Genomic DNA, 14,793 nt, shown 5'->3' on the forward strand with positions numbered 1-14,793 from the left:
CCGCTTTGATAAACAGCTTTATCAGGGACTTTAGTAGGTAAAAATCGGTCTCTATGTGCCGAATGTAAGTTGACTGTCTATTTTCCGAAACAACTTATTCTAGATAGCATTTTTAGGGTCCCTCCAAGGCAAAATTGAAGCCTTTTTGCGACCAGAACTCTAGCTCGCGCTACCGTTTACCCACCGCGCGACTACATTCCCGCCCAATCGATAAAAATCTCCTCACGAAGCCGCCGTTCGAGCTCCTGCTGTCGCGGCGTCTTGTCTTTCAGCGGCACATCGAGATAGGACATGATGAGCTCCATCACCACGCGGAAGGCATCGAAGTCGGCCAGCTGACCATAGGTCATCAGAACGACGGGATATCCCATGGCTTGCAAGGCCGTCGTTCGATCGGAGTCCGAGATCTTGTATTCAATGGATCCGTGAATGGCTTTACCTTGGCATTCAACCAGACACTCTCGGCTGCCGTCCTTATTTGCCAGCAGGATATCGGCATAGCGCCTATCAAGCCCCGAAATCAGGCGGGCGCTGCGCGTCATACGAATCTCAACGTTATTGGTAAGGCTCAGCCCTTCGCCGCCGCGCAACCTCGTAAGGCCAAACAGCATCGAAGCCTGGACCTCGAGCGGCGATGCTGCCACCCCCGTAATGCATTTCGCGGCTCGTATGAACGATTTAGCGCCGCGGAGCCCCCGGACCTTATCGACGAACTCTATAAGCTCAGAGAGCTCGATCAAGGGAGGTCGTTTCCACAAGTCCGTTGGATTCCCCGAGACATCCTTTACGTTTTCCCAGCCCGACCGTGCGTCACTCCATCGGCTCCCATATGCCTGCTCAAGTGCCGACTTTACCTGAGGCGCAATCTTGCACACGGCAAAGGTGCCGCACATCTCATACATGCACATGATTAGACGCTCGTTTGAGACCGAGGAAGCCAGGGTCAGCAGGGTAAAGAGCGGGGACGCGACATCGAGGCCAAACTCCGTCTGCCGCACGGAATCAAACGGCCTCTCCCCGTTCCAAACATGCCTGACAATGCGATCGCCCTTGCGCCCGCAGACGCCCTGCGCCAACACGTGTAACGGGGTGCCCAGGAAATGCTTGACGAGCGGATGCTCACATAGGTGCTCCCTGCGCGGATCGTCCGCAGAATCGGGCAGGTCCGGCATTATTGCCAAGACCTGTGGGGGTATCCGGTGATACCGAAAGGCAGATATGTCGCACAGCATGTCGTCCATGAAGGGTACGTACCCACCGCGTCGTTTGTAAACCCGCCTGGACGGCAAACGCGCTGGCTCGGCCTGCGAACGGTAAATACCGCTGCGCGTACGCCGCGGATCTCTCAAGAGGCTTACAATCGGTTTGGAAAGCAGACTGATTGTGAGGTTGCATATGGTTGATGAGGACTTTGCCTGGCGGCTTGCGCAGGAGCTCGTGCGGATCGACAGCTCAAACCCGGGCGCGTATGAGGATGAAATTGAGCGCTTCATTAAGAGGCTCATTGAGCAGCAGCTGGCACAACTTGATAGTTCTGCGCTCGATGCCGTGCAGATTGAGGAGCTCGAAGTGCTGCCCGGGTGCCGCAACCTTAAAGTCACCGTGCCGGGCCAAAGCGACGAGCCGCGGCTGATCTATATCTGCCACATGGATACCGTCACCTTGGGCGATGGTTGGGACGCAGACATCGCACCGCTTGGGGCGGTTGTGCGCGACGATAAACTCTATGGCCGCGGTGCCTGCGATATGAAGGGTGGCCTGGCCTGCGCTATTGCCGCACTGATCCATACGCTCGAGCGCGTGGCGGCGGATGGCGCGCTGCCACGCCGCGGCTTTTCGCTCATCTGCTCGGTCGACGAGGAAGACTTCATGCGCGGCTCAGAGGCCGCGATCGATGCTGGCTGGGTCAGCTCGCGCGAATGGGTGCTGGACACCGAGCCCACCGACGGACAGATCCAGGTGGCGCACAAGGGGCGTACGTGGTTCGAGATTGAAATGGCTGGCGTGACGGCGCATGCGAGCCAGCCTTGGAAGGGCGCGGATGCCGTCGCCGCCATGGCCGAGGTCGTGTGTTCGCTTCGTCGCGCGTTTGCGGCGCTGCCCGCGCACGATGAGCTGGGGCCTTCGACCATCACGTTTGGCCAAATCGAGGGCGGATATCGCCCCTACGTCGTACCCGACCGCGCCAAAGTCTGGGTCGACATGCGCCTGACCCCGCCGACCGATACGGCCGCCGCAATCAATATGGTCGAGCATACCATCGCCGTCGCCGAAGCCGCCGTTCCCGGTTGCCATGGCAGCTACACAGTGACGGGCGACCGCCCCGCCATCGAGCGCGACCCGAACTCTCCCCTTCTAGCAGCGCTCAAGCGTGCCGCCGATGACGTAACGGACGCGGACACGACCGTCGGCTTCTTTACCGGCTACACCGATACCGCCGTCATTGCCGGCAAGACAGGCAACCGCAATTGTATGAGCTACGGCCCCGGCTCGTTGGCGCTCGCGCACAAGCCCAACGAGTATGTGCCCCATGCCGATATCGTTCGCTGCCAAAACGTGCTCATCGCGCTTGCCGATAACACGCTCTGGGACGCAAGCGGCCAAGTTGGGGCATAATAAGCCGCGAACAAACCGACTCGTGCGTTAGGACCGCCCATGAAAGCACTTCCGTTTCCCTGCATCCGCCCGGCTCAGGACCGTGTGCTCGAGGCGCTGCCTGCGATGGGCGGTATCCTGAGCGGCAACGACGCCCTGCGCGGCGCCATTGCTGACGGCCTAATGCTCAAGGATCCAGGCGCGGCGTATTACGTGTACGAATGCTCGGGCGAGCCGGGACGTGTGACGGGTGTCGTGGCGATCTGCCCGACGAGTGTACTTGCGGGCGACAAGGGCGATGCCAGCGCCGACGTGGCCGCCGCCGCGCGCGCGATCGCCGAGCTCAAGGTGCAGCCGCGCCCCGTGTCGCTCGCCTACGAGGCCTCGCCCGTCATGGATATCATCCTGGGCGCTGCCAAAGAGGGCGCCTCGCTCTACGCCGTCACCGATCCTGCGGGCATTACGCACCACGTGTGGGAGGTCAAGCGCGAGGACGCCGTCGGGGCCATCCGCGCTATGCTCGACCAAGCACCGGAGCCGGCGCTGACCGACGACCCCGCCTACGCCGCCGCTCTGACCGGGGCGTCGCAGCTGCTGGCCGATGAGGCCCGTGCCGCCGGAACGTACACCGGCAAGGAGCCGGTCAACTTTACCGTTGCCGTGCTCTTCCCCGCCGCGCAGGTCAGCGGCGCCGCGCCGCAAGTTCCGACAGGTCTGCTCACGCACCAGGTCGCGCGGTTCTAGCAAGACCAGACCGCCCAGCACAAAAATCGGCAGCTCAACAAACAGGGGGGGGGCGGAGATGCAGCAGGTACATGCATCTCCGCCCCTTTTGCATCGAGAAGTTATGCCGGCGACCCGTGCCGCCACGCTCGCGTTATCCGCGCTGCGGACCTGCAGTAACCACAAGCGGTTCAAGACCCAGCTCGCGCGCGTAATCCTCCTGCGTAAAAATCTCAATCAGCTCAAACGTACCGGCCTCGTCGTCAAACACGAAATGCAGCACCGAGCAGTTGCCCGGCACGCGCTCGCGCTCGTCGGCCGCCGCTCCCCTCACGTGGTCCAAAAACTCCTTGATGGCCGATCCGTGGCTCACCGCAAGGACGCACTCGTGGTCCGGGCGTCGCATGAGCTCGGTCAGCGTCGTCACCATGCGCTCACGCACCTGCACCTGACCCTCGCCGCCAAACTGGCGATAGAAATCGCGCCACGGGCGCTCGGGCATGAGCATCACGCGCTCGGCCTCAAAGTCGCCAAAGAACCACTCACGCAGGCCGTCCAGGCGCTCGTACGCCAAGCCCGGCCACAAGTTGGCGATGGTCTGTTCGGTGCGGTGCAGCGTAGAGGTGTAGGCGTGGTCGGGCTCAATGCCGCGCGCACGCAAGAACATGCCGGCACGCGCCGCCTGATCGCAGCCCAGCTGTGTGAGCGGCGAGTCACTCCACCCCTGAATGATACGCTTAAGGTTGAATATCGTCTGTCCATGACGGACCAGATACAGATCTTTATTCATAGGGGTCCTTTCGTTCGTTACCAACCCAAGAGCGAAAACGCCCCATCGCAATAGCCAAAATGAAGCACGGCACCGTTGTCGGGTAGCTCCCCCCCGCCAGTCACATACTCAAGAAACTCCTGGCAGGCTGAGCCGTGGGAAACCGCCAGCACGCAGTCGTGCTGCGGCCTGGCCATGATGCGGGACAGCGCCGCGACCATGCGCGACTGAAGCTGCACTTCCGACTCACCGCCAAAGGCCACCGGATAATCGCCCCAGGGCTGCGGCGGCATCTCGCGATTTGATGTGCCCTCCAGCGAGCCAAAATGCCACTCACGCAGGTCATCGACCAGCTCAATGGAACGGCCCTCGCCAACGATAAGCTCGGCCGTATGCCGCGCCCGGCCCAACGGCGAGGAATACACATGATCAAAGGCCACGCCACGCGCCGCAAACGCCGTACGCGCCGCCAGCGCCTGCTCGCGCCCGCGCGCCGTAAGCGGCGAATCGTGCCAGCCCTGCAAAATGCTCTGCACATTGAGCTCAGTCTGCCCATGCCGCACCAAATACAGATCTGCCACACACCCTCCCCTCGTACCACCACAAAGGGGACAGGCACCTTTGTGGTGGTTTACCGTCTGATCACGCCGCGGTGACGCTCAGCTACACCAGCACGTCGGCGAGCGGGCGCTTGGGTACGTGGTGCACCTGCGCATCGTCACGCCAGTAATTAATTGAGCCGTCGGGGTTGGAATCGATCGCATCGATCATCTGCGTCTCGGCCGGCACGCCAAAAGCCATGATCAGCTTGAGCTCATACTTGTCGTTATCGAGCCCCATAGCATCGATCGCGTGGGGCGTAAAGGCCTTGAACATGCAGGCTGCCACCTCGGGCGTGGCGCTGCGAGCGGCGAGCATCATCGTCTGCGCGGCAATGCCCGTGTCGACCTCGGTGATGGGCGCGGCGGGCTTACCCGGAACAGCGCGCTCGGCAAGAATCGCGATGTAGCCGGTCGGGCGCTCGCCCTCATCGGGACCCGGCCAATCCTTGAGCGCACCGGCCCATGCAAGCTCGTCAAATACACGCGCGCAGTCCTCTGCACCGCTCACCACGTGAAAGCGCAGACGCTGAGCATTGGCGCCGCAGGGAGCCAGGTGCGCCAGTTCCGCCAGCTCGAGCAAAAACTCGCGCGGCACGCGCATAGACTCGTCAAAGCGACGGCACGTACGGGCACGACGGACCAGCGCATCAAACGCTTCCAGACCGAGCTTTTCGCAACCTTGCTTTGCCATCGATTCGACACTCGACGGTGCCTCGGGAACTGCTTCGTTCATAGGGACCCCCAATACAAGCCAATTGTCCTTAGGAAAATCTAACCTAAAACGTAGGCAATAACGAACAGGGCTGCAATGTTCTACACCTGTTGAATAGAAAACCGCGACGTGGGGAACAACGGAAACAATTCGGGACCTTTGGGTTACGTTTCGCCCTCCCCGACCCATACGCCAGCGCCTTTAAGCGATACTGGTTGTAACGATCAAGGCTTACGCCGCACGGAAAGGAGACGTTATGGGTATCTTTAGGAACGATGACCAAAAATCGAGCCAGTTTGGATTTGACGAGAAAAGTATGGCGGGCAAAGCCGTCAAGGCCGTGCGCTGGATCTACGCCATCACGGGCGTCGTGGCGCTCATTGCTGGCATCGCGCTGCTTTTTGCACCCGCCAAGTCCCTCGTCTTTTTGACGACCGTCCTGGGTTTTTACTTTGTAATCACCGCTGCCATCAGGCTGTTCACTGCCATTTTTGAGCCGCTGCTGCCCACTGGCTGGCGCGTGACGAGCATCATCTCCAACCTACTCATTATCCTGGGCGGCGTCATAATCCTGCGCAACCAGGCCTTCTCGACCGCGACACTCACCACGATGGTGGTTATCGTGGCCGGCTTTGGCTGGATTGTCGAAGGTGTCATGTCCATTCTGGAGTCCGAGCTTTCGTCCAACCGCGCCCTTGCCATCCTGAGCGGTGCACTCTCCATCATCGCCGGCATGTTCGTGTTTATCTATCCGCTGTGGTCGGCCAAGATGCTTGTCATCTTTAGTGGCGCCGCGCTGCTGGTGTTTGGCGTAACGCTCATTGTTCGCGCCATTCAATTTGGCAAACTGGTGCACTAGATGCCGCGAACGCTCTTTATTGATGCCGACGCCTGCCCGGTCACGCGCGAGTCGATTGACTGCGCGCGGCGGGCGGGCGTCGCCGTTGTTATCGCCGGCAATAGCACGCAAAACCTGGAACGACACATTCGCCGCGACGACCCGCGCGATGCCGAGCACGCGCGACGCGGCTTTTGGGTCACGACGCTCGACGTGAGCGTGGGCGCCGACAGCGCCGACTTTGCCATTGTCGAACGCCTGCAGGCGGGCGACGTGGTCGTGACGCAGGACATTGGCTTGGCGAGCATGGTGCTCGGGCGCGATGCCGCCGCCATCGGTGTGCGCGGGCGCGTGTACGACAAGGCGACTATCGATATGCAGCTGTTTATTCGCCACGAGGAAAAGAAGGTACGCCGCGCCGGCGGACGCACTCGCGGTCCGGCAGCATTTACCAGCGAAGACCGCGCCCGCTTTAAACGCAACCTCACCGAGTTGCTGCACTAACCAAGGTAGATTTTTGAGACATGCCTAAAATCTACCTTTTTGTTTTGAGCGGTGTGAGCGCTCGGAATCCATGGCTCAACAAAAAACGGGCTTCAAAATGCCATGCGTCGCCGCATTGCGCAGGCGCTGAGCATGGCTATTTGAAGCCCATTTTTTAGGCCTACTTAGAGGCCAACGGCGGAGAGGATGAGGCCCCAGCCAGCGCCGATGACGTACATCATGATCAGGAACACGGCATTTTCGCGGGCGCTGCGGTTGGTGCGGAACAGCACCAGATAACCCACGCCGGCGGAAATGAGCGTGCCGGCGAGCATCGGCGCCAGTTGCAGCGCGCCTTCCAGATACAGCTGTGTAATGACCACGCTCGCCGAGCAATTGGGAATCAGCCCGACAAGCGCCGAACCCAGGACAGCGAGTGTCTCGTTGCCGCGCAGGAACTGCTCGATCGCGGACTCGCCGAACGTCTCGAGCACGGCGACCAGAATCAGCGTCACCAGAAAAATGAATACCGAGACCTGCACGGTGTGCGAAATCGCACTGCGGATGATCGACAGGACAGGCGTCCCTTCGTGGGAGTGAGAGTGACCGTGACCATCATGGTGTTCATGTTCGCCCTCATGACCGTGATCGTGGCCATGTCCGTGTTCGTGCTCGTCCTCGTCTTCATCACAACCGCAATGGTCGCGCTCGCACAGCTCGTGGATGTGGTCGGCGCTCACGCCTGCCTCGGCCACCTCGTCGATGATGTCACCGCCGCTGTGGTCGTCGTGCGCGCAGTTCACGTGGGCCGGGTTGGCCGCGGTTCCCAGCACGGTACGGCGAATCGCCGCGTGCGCGCGGGCGTTACGGCGCAGGCCGCGAATGGCAGCGTCCACGATAAAACCCGTGACCAGTGCGATCAGCGCTTTCGAAGCCAAAAGCATCGCCATAGTCTGCACGGGAACCTGCTCGGCAAGCAACAGCGGCAGCATCTCATCGGAGGTCGAAAGGAACACCGCCACCAACGTGCCCAAGGTCACGACACGGCCGGCGTACAGTGTGGCCGCCATTGCCGAAAAGCCGCACTGCGGCACCATGCCCAGCAGCGAGCCAACCACGGGACCCGTGGCGCCGGCGCGCTTGATAGCGCCGTTGACGCGGTCGCCCGCAACGTGCTCAAGTGTCTCGAGAGCAAGATACGTCACCAACAAAAACGGCAGCAGCGACAGCGTGTCCTTGCCGGCGTCGAGCAGAATATCAATCAGTAAATCCATGACGGATGGAACCTTTCGTGTCTTTCGGCAGCATTGTAAAAGTCCTAGCGGTCAACTAGGGTATTGTAGTTGTCCCGGGCGCGGTGCCAATAGTTGCCTATGGTAAACTATCATCTCGCCATAACTCAGTAACCTCGAGCCGCACAACGCGGCCCGTCCAAGGAGTAGCATATGAACGTATCGCAAGCACTCGAATACGAGCGCCAGCCGTTTATCCCCATGTTTATCTACGGCGACCACGGCGCCATGGAGTCCGAGCGCCAGAAGGGCGAGGAGGCCCTCAAGGTGCTCGAGACCGAGTACTTTACCGCCGAGGGCGACCCCGGCTTCGACTTTGCCACCGTGCGCGACCTGGCCGACCGCAACCGCGACCTGTGCGACCAGATTGGCGAGGCGCGTCTGCGCAACGTGACGCCCGCGACGCTCTCGCGCGGCCTGTCCGATGCCGACACCTGCGCCGCCATCGGCAAGATGCAAAAGCGCACCGCCGCGTCCGTTATGCGCGAAATCCGCGGCGACCGCGACGCGCTCGGCGTGGCCTACGCCCGCAAGCCCATCCAGGGCACCGTGCTCGGTATCGACATCGAGACCACCGGCCGTGCACCCGAGCGCGGCTATATCATCAACGTGGGCTGGGAGATCATGGAGCTCACCAGCGACGCCGTCCCGCATGACGCCGAGGCACACTACTGCGGCCTGCCCGACATCTACCGCGGCGAGGATGTGCCGTTGTCGAATATCCACCACATCACCTGGGACGACATCGACGGCAAAAAGCCGTTCCGCGAGAACAAAGAGCTGCAAAAGCAGCTGCTCAAGCTTATGAAGAAGTACCCGTACATGGCACACAACGCCGCCTTTGAGGACAGCTGGTTCAAGATCCACCTGGACGGCTACGCCGAGGCACGCCGCGCCGGCAAGATCATCGTCATCGACTCGCGCCAGATCTGCCGCAGCCTGGACGCCGACGTGCGCTCGCTCCCCCGCGAGTCCGCCCCAGCCGCGCTCGAGAACTGGGCGCGCCGCCGTGGAACCCTCGCCGCCGACGCCAACGAGCAGCACCTGGGCTTGGACGACACCGACCTCATGCTCCGCACGGTACAGGCCGAGTTCAACCTCAAGAACCTGTTTGCGAAATAACCGATCCATCTGCGGGAGCGCCTGCCAGGCACAGTGCAATCCGTCTGGACGCACCGGCACGCAGTAAACTAGGGCGCAGTCTTATGGCTGCACCCTAGTTTGCATCAAAACGAGCAAATTCGCGTGCTTCACATAGTCGGCAGGTTGGCCCACCTACATTTTTCGAGTTGTTCGGCCAGCTGAACCACTAGTCAAGGCCCCTTGAACCGCAATCGAGCGCTATAGTCGCCCCAATTTCGCAACCAAGCCCTATAAATCTACCTGAATCAATTCGAATAGGACGTTGCGATCGCACCATTCGTATAGGATAAGGCCGAATAACTCAAATTATGTTGGTGAGGCATCTGAGCGGTCGGCAAAAACGCTTAGAAGCTACGAATCCGCAACTAAAGTTCACCAAAATGGGGCAGCCGACAGAAACCTCCCCAGCCGAAGCTGCCCCCCTCAATACGACAGCTCAAAACCCACCGTTCGCAGAAGATAAGCCGCGCCCCAATACCGTTGCCCGAAGTTTCGAGCGTATATGGCGTCCGCTATGCCATCATGCGCGTATGGGAATCGTTCTGTCACATACCACGGCACGCGCTGTATACCAAACAGTCAACTCGCTCGCAAGCCACGCGACCGATCCCATACCTATGGAAAAGATCAAGCTGTCTGCGCCGACCACGTCCAACCTGGAAGCGGCGCGAGCATGGCTCAACAGAAAGAATGTCGATTCTGAAAGCATCCATGTGCTGACGTTTTCCAATAATGCCAAAAGGCACCGCAAGGGCTGCATCTGCCACTGCACGCGCTATACGTTTGATGCAGAAAGCTACCTAGAACTCGAGCCGAACGTCCACATCGTCGATATCAAGCTGTGCGCGTTAGAAGCAGCAGCCGACCTCAACCTTTCGGAGCTCGTTGAGTATTACTTTGAAATCTGCGGCTCCTACGCGCTTGGAACGTCCGACGAAACTCAATATCGCGAGCGCCCAGCCCTAACCAGCGTTGAAGAGCTCAGAGCCTTCTTTTCAGAGGCATCGGGGTATCGTGGATCTAATAAAGCACTTAAGGCACTTTCTTATGTACGCGAAGGCTGTCGCTCCCCACTCGAAACGGCGTTTGTCATGATGCTGACAATGCCCAAGTCAATGGGTGGCTTAGCCATACGCGCTATCAAAACGGACTATCCGATCCCAGTCCCCAAAAGATACGCCGCCCTAACGCGACGGACGGTTTTCTACCTCGACGCGCTGCTCGAAAATTCGATGACCGATATCGAATACAACGGCTTTTACCACGACGAGCCCGAACAGCAATCAATTGACGAGGAACGCCGAAACACGCTGCGAAACATGGGATATGCCGTTATCACAGTTAGTCGTCATTCGTTTTTCAAGCAGTCCGCTTTTAGGCGGGTCATGGAAGCGATTCGCATTCGCGAGAAGATATGGCCCGGTCGACTCCCGGATAACTTCGCCATCCTGCAAGAAACTCTTCGTCAATTTGTCTTGCGGCGCTACTTCGAATACGGTCGCCGCGTCCTGGAGACACTCAAAGAAGAAGAGGCCGCCAAGCGCGAAATTGCAAGCCAATATCCGCAAGCTGATGACCCGAGCATCAACGATGTGCCAGAACCCGACGACATGCAACACGTCGGGGCCCTTGCTGAGGAAATCAATGGGCCTTGGGAATGCGACATGTTCGCAAAAATCGATGAAAACCGCACGGAAGACGACACGATTATTGATCTAATTGAGAATTCGCTCTTCTAAAGGCGATCTCTGCGGATGTCCACCTACATTTTTCGACTTATTCGGCCACCGATGTGCCAGATTGGCTGCAGCAATGCTCAATATAACTTTAGATAAAACTGATTCTGCAGGAACTCCCGTAGAGGAAGAACTGATTCTCGCGGTATTTAACACGATAAAGTACAAATATGAACAGTTCTAATGCTTCTCAAGGTGGCTTTCTTAGCATGCTGGCCGAACATCTCGAAATATGTTGGCGAGCATTGCGTCGATGTCTCCCAACCCGCAGAAAATCGCAGAGGCGGCAAGCAGTCATCGAAATTAACGTAAATAGTATTGACATATGAACATGCGCTCATATAATCGGAAGTAAGTTATATGAGCGCATGTTCATATGAAAGGATATTGCAATGAGCAGCCACGCTGATGAAACAAAGACTGGCATCGAGGCCACCGAGCCGATCGTCCCCACCACCTGCTCGCCCGAGGACCTTCCCGACGAGGAGCTGTTGTACGACCTGGCCGACCTGTTCAAGGTCTTCAGCGACACCACACGCATCAAGATCCTCTATGCCCTCATGGGCCGCGAGCTCTGCGTGGCTGACATCGCCGAAGCGACCGCAACCTCGCAGTCGGCAGTATCGCACCAGCTGCGCACGCTTAAGCAGTCGCACCTGGTCAAGTTCCGCCGCGACGGCCGCAACATTCTCTACTCGCTCGCCGACGATCACGTCTACACCATGCTTAACCAGGGCATGAGCCATATCTGCGAATAGCAATCAACCACGGTATCAGCGCGGCCGGCACCCAGACCGCTAACACAGGGAAAGGAACCCACCATGAAAAAGCAGTTCAAGCTCGACGAGATCGATTGCGCCAACTGCGCGCGCGAGCTTCAGGACGAGCTGGCTAAGCTCGAGGGCGTCAAGTCCGTTTCGGTCAACTTTATGACCCAGAAGCTGACGCTCGAGGCCGACGACGCCAAGTTCGACGAGGTCCTGGACCGCGTCGTTGAGTTCACCGCCGACGCCGAGCCGGACTGCGAGATCATTCTCTAACCCGCGCATACGTTGACCTGCGAGGCCGCGCTTGCCGCGGCCTTTGCTCGCGAAATTATATGAGCGAGTGTTCATAAACTCAAATGAGAGGTTTGAATCATGACAGCCGCCGATCCCAAAAAGAAAAAGAAGAAGCGCAAGAAGAAAGAGTCCCTTGAGCACAAGCGCAACCGCATCCTGGTAGCACTGGGCATTTTTGCCGTTGTTTATGCCCTCGACGAGCTCGGCGCCCTCACTATCGCATTTGGGGAGCCCGGCAACATCTACGCCAGCTTCGCGCTGTTCCTCGTGCCGTTTTTGATTGCCGGCTACGACGTACTGCAAAAGGCATTCAATAACATCCGCCGCGGCAAGGCCTTCGACGAGAGCTTCCTCATGGCCGTCGCGACCATCGGCGCGTTTGCCATGGTGCTCTTCCCCGACACCGACCCGCACATGGCCGAAGGCGCCGCTGTCATGCTGTTCTACCAGGTCGGCGAGTTGTTCCAGGCATACGCCGTGGGCAAGAGCCGCAAGTCGATCAGTGCCATGATGGACATCGCGCCCGACTACGTTAACGTCGAGCAAGCCGACGGCACACTCGAACAGGTCTTTCCCGATGACATCGCCGTCGGCACCGTGATCGTGGTCAAGCCCGGCGAGCGCGTGCCTATCGACGGCGTCATCGTCGAGGGCGAAACCCAGCTCGACACCGCCGCACTCACGGGCGAGTCGGTCCCCCGCCCGGCCAAGACCGGCGACGATATCATCAGCGGTTGCATCAACATGACGGGCCTCATCCACGTGCGCACCACCAAGCCCTTTGGCGAGTCCACCGTCGCGCGTGTTCTGGAGCTCGTGGAGAATGCCAGCGAAAAGAAGGCGCGCACCGAGAACTTCATCACGCGCTTTGCCCGCGTCTACACCCCCGCCGTCACTGGCGCTGCCGCGGTGCTCGCGCTTGGCGGCGGCCTGGTGACTGGCGCTTGGTCCGATTGGATCCTGCGCGGCCTGACCTTCCTGGTCGTCAGCTGCCCGTGCGCCCTCGTGATCAGCGTACCGTTGAGTTTCTTTGGCGGCATCGGCGGCGCGTCCAAGCTGGGCGTTCTCATCAAGGGTTCCAACTACCTCGAGACGCTCGCCGATGTGGACACCGTCGTCTTTGACAAGACGGGCACCCTCACCAACGGCACGTTCTCGGTGGTCGCGGTGCACCCCGAGGCTGGCTATACCGAGCAGTCGCTGCTCGAAGTCGCGGCCCTTGCGGAGTCGTTCTCCGACCATCCCATCGCGCAGTCGGTGCGCGCCGCCTTCCAGGGCGAACTCGACCCCAAGCGCGTTAGCGACTCCGCCAACGACGCGGGCCACGGCGTGACGGCAACCATCGACGGTAAGCACGTCGCCGTTGGCAATGCAAAGATGCTCGCCGCGGCCGGAGCAAAAGCGCCCAATTGCGAGGTCGCCGGAACGATTCTGCATGTGCTCGTTGACGGCGTGTACGCCGGTCACATCGTGATTGCAGACACCGTTAAGGCCGATGCCGGGCAGACTGTCCGCGACCTGCACGCCGCCGGTATCAACCGCACCGTCATGCTCACGGGCGACCGCGAGGAGGTTGCGGCGTCTGTAGCCAAGCAACTCGGTCTCGACGAGTTCCACGCGCAGCTCCTGCCGGGCGACAAGGTCGAACGTGTTGAAGCGCTGCTCGCGGCCGAAAGCGGCAAGGGAAAGCTCGCCTTTGTCGGCGACGGTATCAACGACGCACCCGTGCTCACCCGCGCAGACGTTGGCATTGCCATGGGTGCCATGGGTTCCGACGCCGCAATCGAGGCGGCAGACGTCGTGCTGATGGACGACAAGCCGTCCAACATCTCCCGCGCGATCCGCGTGGCGCGCAAGACCATGTCGATTGTTTGGCAGAACATAATCTTTGCGCTGGGCATTAAGCTGCTGATCCTTGTGCTGGCAGCGCTGGGTATCGCCAATATGTGGCTTGCCGTCTTTGGCGACGTAGGCGTGGCGATCATCGCCATCCTGAACGCCATGCGCGCGATGGGTGTCAAGAACCTGTAGCGCCTGTGGTCCCTCCGGCCGGGACCGGGCTTGGTTTTGAAAACGTCCTCGACCAATGAAGCGCCCCCGTTCTGCTCCTTCGGAGCTACGAACGGGGGCGCTTCTGGTCTGCGGAGTGTTTTCAAAACCAAGCCCGGTCCCGGCCTGCGGTAACGTTGCTGGCGGTTCTTGGGCATCGCTTGCTGGCGGGGTTCCTTGTCTGAGTTGGACTTGGTTGGCGGGGCTACTGGTCCCGGTCGTTGTCCCGTCCCAGCATCGCCCTCAGCTTCTCGAAGCTCTCCTCGCTCAGGCAGTGCTCCATGTGGCAGCCCTCTTGCGAGGCAACCTCTGCCGAAACGCCCGCGTCCTCGAGCAGCCCTACAAAAAAGCAGTGGCGCTCCCACATTTGACGGGCAACCTCAAGACCGCGTTCCGTCAGATGCACGTCGCGTTTGCCCATCTCCACGTAGCCGGTGCTCTCCAAGGCCGCCATGGCTTTAGAGACGCTTGCTTTGGTTACGCCCAAGTATTCGGCAACGTCGATCGAGCGCACGGTGCCCTGACGTTCCGACAGAACGTAGATCGATTCGAGATAGTCTTCTCCGGATTCACGTAGGGCCATGGCCGCCTTTCGCGATGGCTTCTAGTTAGCCTTTGGATACTTTTGCTTGATTTACTTTACCGCAAAAGTTGCCCATGTCTTACTACTTTGCCTAAAAGTTAGCCGTGTTTCACAAAACATGCGGGACGAAAACAAAATGGGGACGCCCCGCAAGGAGTGTCCCCAGCTGCCGGCAGAGACGATATGAGCAGGACATAAAAACATTGA

The 14,793-nt window shown here is 59.7% G+C and carries 15 protein-coding genes; 9 read left to right on the forward strand and 6 right to left on the reverse strand.

Annotated features, from left to right (window positions below):
* Positions 1 to 191: 191 nt before the first annotated feature.
* Entirely contained in the window at positions 192 to 1,172 is a 981-nt protein-coding gene (locus DW151_RS08435) for a hypothetical protein (protein WP_147351775.1), read from the reverse strand.
* 211 nt (positions 1,173 to 1,383) lie between these two features.
* On the opposite strand from DW151_RS08435, the gene DW151_RS08440 reads away from it, so the two are divergent.
* Both DW151_RS08440 and DW151_RS08445 read left to right on the forward strand, forming a co-directional pair.
* Complete coding sequence (locus DW151_RS08440) at positions 1,384 to 2,616, forward strand: M20 family metallopeptidase (protein ID WP_233543376.1); 1,233 nt, start codon at positions 1,384 to 1,386, stop codon at positions 2,614 to 2,616.
* Between the two features lie 39 nt (positions 2,617 to 2,655).
* Positions 2,656 to 3,339 (forward strand): DUF1015 family protein, encoded by a 684-nt coding sequence (locus DW151_RS08445; RefSeq protein WP_118335362.1) that lies wholly within the window; start codon positions 2,656 to 2,658, stop codon positions 3,337 to 3,339.
* A 133-nt stretch (positions 3,340 to 3,472) separates the two neighbouring features.
* Here DW151_RS08445 and DW151_RS08450 read toward each other — a convergent pair whose 3' ends face one another.
* The 3 genes from DW151_RS08450 to DW151_RS08460 all read right to left on the reverse strand — a co-directional run bounded on the left by DW151_RS08450 (position 3,473) and on the right by DW151_RS08460 (position 5,422).
* Positions 3,473 to 4,108: a histidine phosphatase family protein gene (locus DW151_RS08450; RefSeq protein WP_118335363.1), complete on the reverse strand. Its 636-nt coding sequence runs from the start codon at positions 4,106 to 4,108 to the stop codon at positions 3,473 to 3,475.
* A 17-nt stretch (positions 4,109 to 4,125) separates the two neighbouring features.
* Entirely contained in the window at positions 4,126 to 4,668 is a 543-nt protein-coding gene (locus DW151_RS08455) for a histidine phosphatase family protein (protein ID WP_118335365.1), read from the reverse strand.
* Positions 4,669 to 4,750: 82 nt separating this feature from the next.
* Complete coding sequence (locus DW151_RS08460; protein ID WP_158571682.1) at positions 4,751 to 5,422, reverse strand: nitroreductase family protein; 672 nt, start codon at positions 5,420 to 5,422, stop codon at positions 4,751 to 4,753.
* Positions 5,423 to 5,657: 235 nt separating this feature from the next.
* Here DW151_RS08460 and DW151_RS08465 point away from each other — a divergent pair, with 235 nt between their 5' ends.
* Both DW151_RS08465 and DW151_RS08470 read left to right on the forward strand, forming a co-directional pair.
* Positions 5,658 to 6,260: an HdeD family acid-resistance protein gene (locus tag DW151_RS08465; protein WP_055252055.1), complete on the forward strand. Its 603-nt coding sequence runs from the start codon at positions 5,658 to 5,660 to the stop codon at positions 6,258 to 6,260.
* Positions 6,261 to 6,743: a DUF188 domain-containing protein gene (locus DW151_RS08470; protein WP_055252057.1), complete on the forward strand. Its 483-nt coding sequence runs from the start codon at positions 6,261 to 6,263 to the stop codon at positions 6,741 to 6,743. It abuts the gene before it with no gap.
* A 164-nt stretch (positions 6,744 to 6,907) separates the two neighbouring features.
* On the opposite strand, the gene DW151_RS08475 is transcribed toward DW151_RS08470, so the two are convergent.
* Entirely contained in the window at positions 6,908 to 7,996 is a 1,089-nt protein-coding gene (locus tag DW151_RS08475) for a putative manganese transporter (RefSeq protein WP_118335369.1), read from the reverse strand.
* Between the two features lie 171 nt (positions 7,997 to 8,167).
* Here DW151_RS08475 and DW151_RS08480 point away from each other — a divergent pair, with 171 nt between their 5' ends.
* The 5 genes from DW151_RS08480 to DW151_RS08500 all read left to right on the forward strand — a co-directional run bounded on the left by DW151_RS08480 (position 8,168) and on the right by DW151_RS08500 (position 13,985).
* Positions 8,168 to 9,136: a DNA polymerase III subunit epsilon gene (locus tag DW151_RS08480; protein ID WP_089572078.1), complete on the forward strand. Its 969-nt coding sequence runs from the start codon at positions 8,168 to 8,170 to the stop codon at positions 9,134 to 9,136.
* 638 nt (positions 9,137 to 9,774) lie between these two features.
* Positions 9,775 to 10,896 (forward strand): hypothetical protein, encoded by a 1,122-nt coding sequence (locus tag DW151_RS08485; RefSeq protein ID WP_147351776.1) that lies wholly within the window; start codon positions 9,775 to 9,777, stop codon positions 10,894 to 10,896.
* A gap of 389 nt (positions 10,897 to 11,285) precedes the next feature.
* Positions 11,286 to 11,651 (forward strand): helix-turn-helix transcriptional regulator, encoded by a 366-nt coding sequence (locus DW151_RS08490; RefSeq protein WP_055252065.1) that lies wholly within the window; start codon positions 11,286 to 11,288, stop codon positions 11,649 to 11,651.
* A gap of 63 nt (positions 11,652 to 11,714) precedes the next feature.
* Complete coding sequence (locus DW151_RS08495) at positions 11,715 to 11,933, forward strand: cation transporter (protein WP_089572082.1); 219 nt, start codon at positions 11,715 to 11,717, stop codon at positions 11,931 to 11,933.
* A 99-nt stretch (positions 11,934 to 12,032) separates the two neighbouring features.
* Positions 12,033 to 13,985, forward strand: a complete 1,953-nt coding sequence (locus DW151_RS08500) for a heavy metal translocating P-type ATPase (RefSeq protein ID WP_199579930.1) — start codon at positions 12,033 to 12,035, stop codon at positions 13,983 to 13,985.
* 223 nt (positions 13,986 to 14,208) lie between these two features.
* On the opposite strand, the gene DW151_RS08505 is transcribed toward DW151_RS08500, so the two are convergent.
* Positions 14,209 to 14,586: a metal-dependent transcriptional regulator gene (locus DW151_RS08505; protein WP_118335373.1), complete on the reverse strand. Its 378-nt coding sequence runs from the start codon at positions 14,584 to 14,586 to the stop codon at positions 14,209 to 14,211.
* Positions 14,587 to 14,793: the final 207 nt, after the last annotated feature.

This window comes from Collinsella sp. AM13-34 (assembly GCF_003473055.1).
Taxonomy (GTDB): Bacteria; Actinomycetota; Coriobacteriia; order Coriobacteriales; family Coriobacteriaceae; genus Collinsella.

Excerpts from the sequence above, each read along its gene's own strand:
- DW151_RS08490 (WP_055252065.1), top strand. The coding sequence starts at position 11,286 with ATGAGCAGCCACGCTGATGAAACAAAGACTGGCATCGAGGCCACCGAG.
- DW151_RS08445 (WP_118335362.1), top strand. The coding sequence starts at position 2,656 with ATGAAAGCACTTCCGTTTCCCTGCATCCGCCCGGCTCAGGACCGTGTG.
- DW151_RS08435 (WP_147351775.1), bottom strand. The coding sequence starts at position 1,172 with ATGCCGGACCTGCCCGATTCTGCGGACGATCCGCGCAGGGAGCACCTA.
- DW151_RS08475 (WP_118335369.1), bottom strand. The coding sequence starts at position 7,996 with ATGGATTTACTGATTGATATTCTGCTCGACGCCGGCAAGGACACGCTG.
- DW151_RS08470 (WP_055252057.1), top strand. The coding sequence starts at position 6,261 with ATGCCGCGAACGCTCTTTATTGATGCCGACGCCTGCCCGGTCACGCGC.
- DW151_RS08450 (WP_118335363.1), bottom strand. The coding sequence starts at position 4,108 with ATGAATAAAGATCTGTATCTGGTCCGTCATGGACAGACGATATTCAAC.
- DW151_RS08480 (WP_089572078.1), top strand. The coding sequence starts at position 8,168 with ATGAACGTATCGCAAGCACTCGAATACGAGCGCCAGCCGTTTATCCCC.
- DW151_RS08505 (WP_118335373.1), bottom strand. The coding sequence starts at position 14,586 with ATGGCCCTACGTGAATCCGGAGAAGACTATCTCGAATCGATCTACGTT.
- DW151_RS08500 (WP_199579930.1), top strand. The coding sequence starts at position 12,033 with ATGACAGCCGCCGATCCCAAAAAGAAAAAGAAGAAGCGCAAGAAGAAA.
- DW151_RS08460 (WP_158571682.1), bottom strand. The coding sequence starts at position 5,422 with ATGAACGAAGCAGTTCCCGAGGCACCGTCGAGTGTCGAATCGATGGCA.
- DW151_RS08465 (WP_055252055.1), top strand. The coding sequence starts at position 5,658 with ATGGGTATCTTTAGGAACGATGACCAAAAATCGAGCCAGTTTGGATTT.
- DW151_RS08485 (WP_147351776.1), top strand. The coding sequence starts at position 9,775 with ATGGAAAAGATCAAGCTGTCTGCGCCGACCACGTCCAACCTGGAAGCG.
- DW151_RS08495 (WP_089572082.1), top strand. The coding sequence starts at position 11,715 with ATGAAAAAGCAGTTCAAGCTCGACGAGATCGATTGCGCCAACTGCGCG.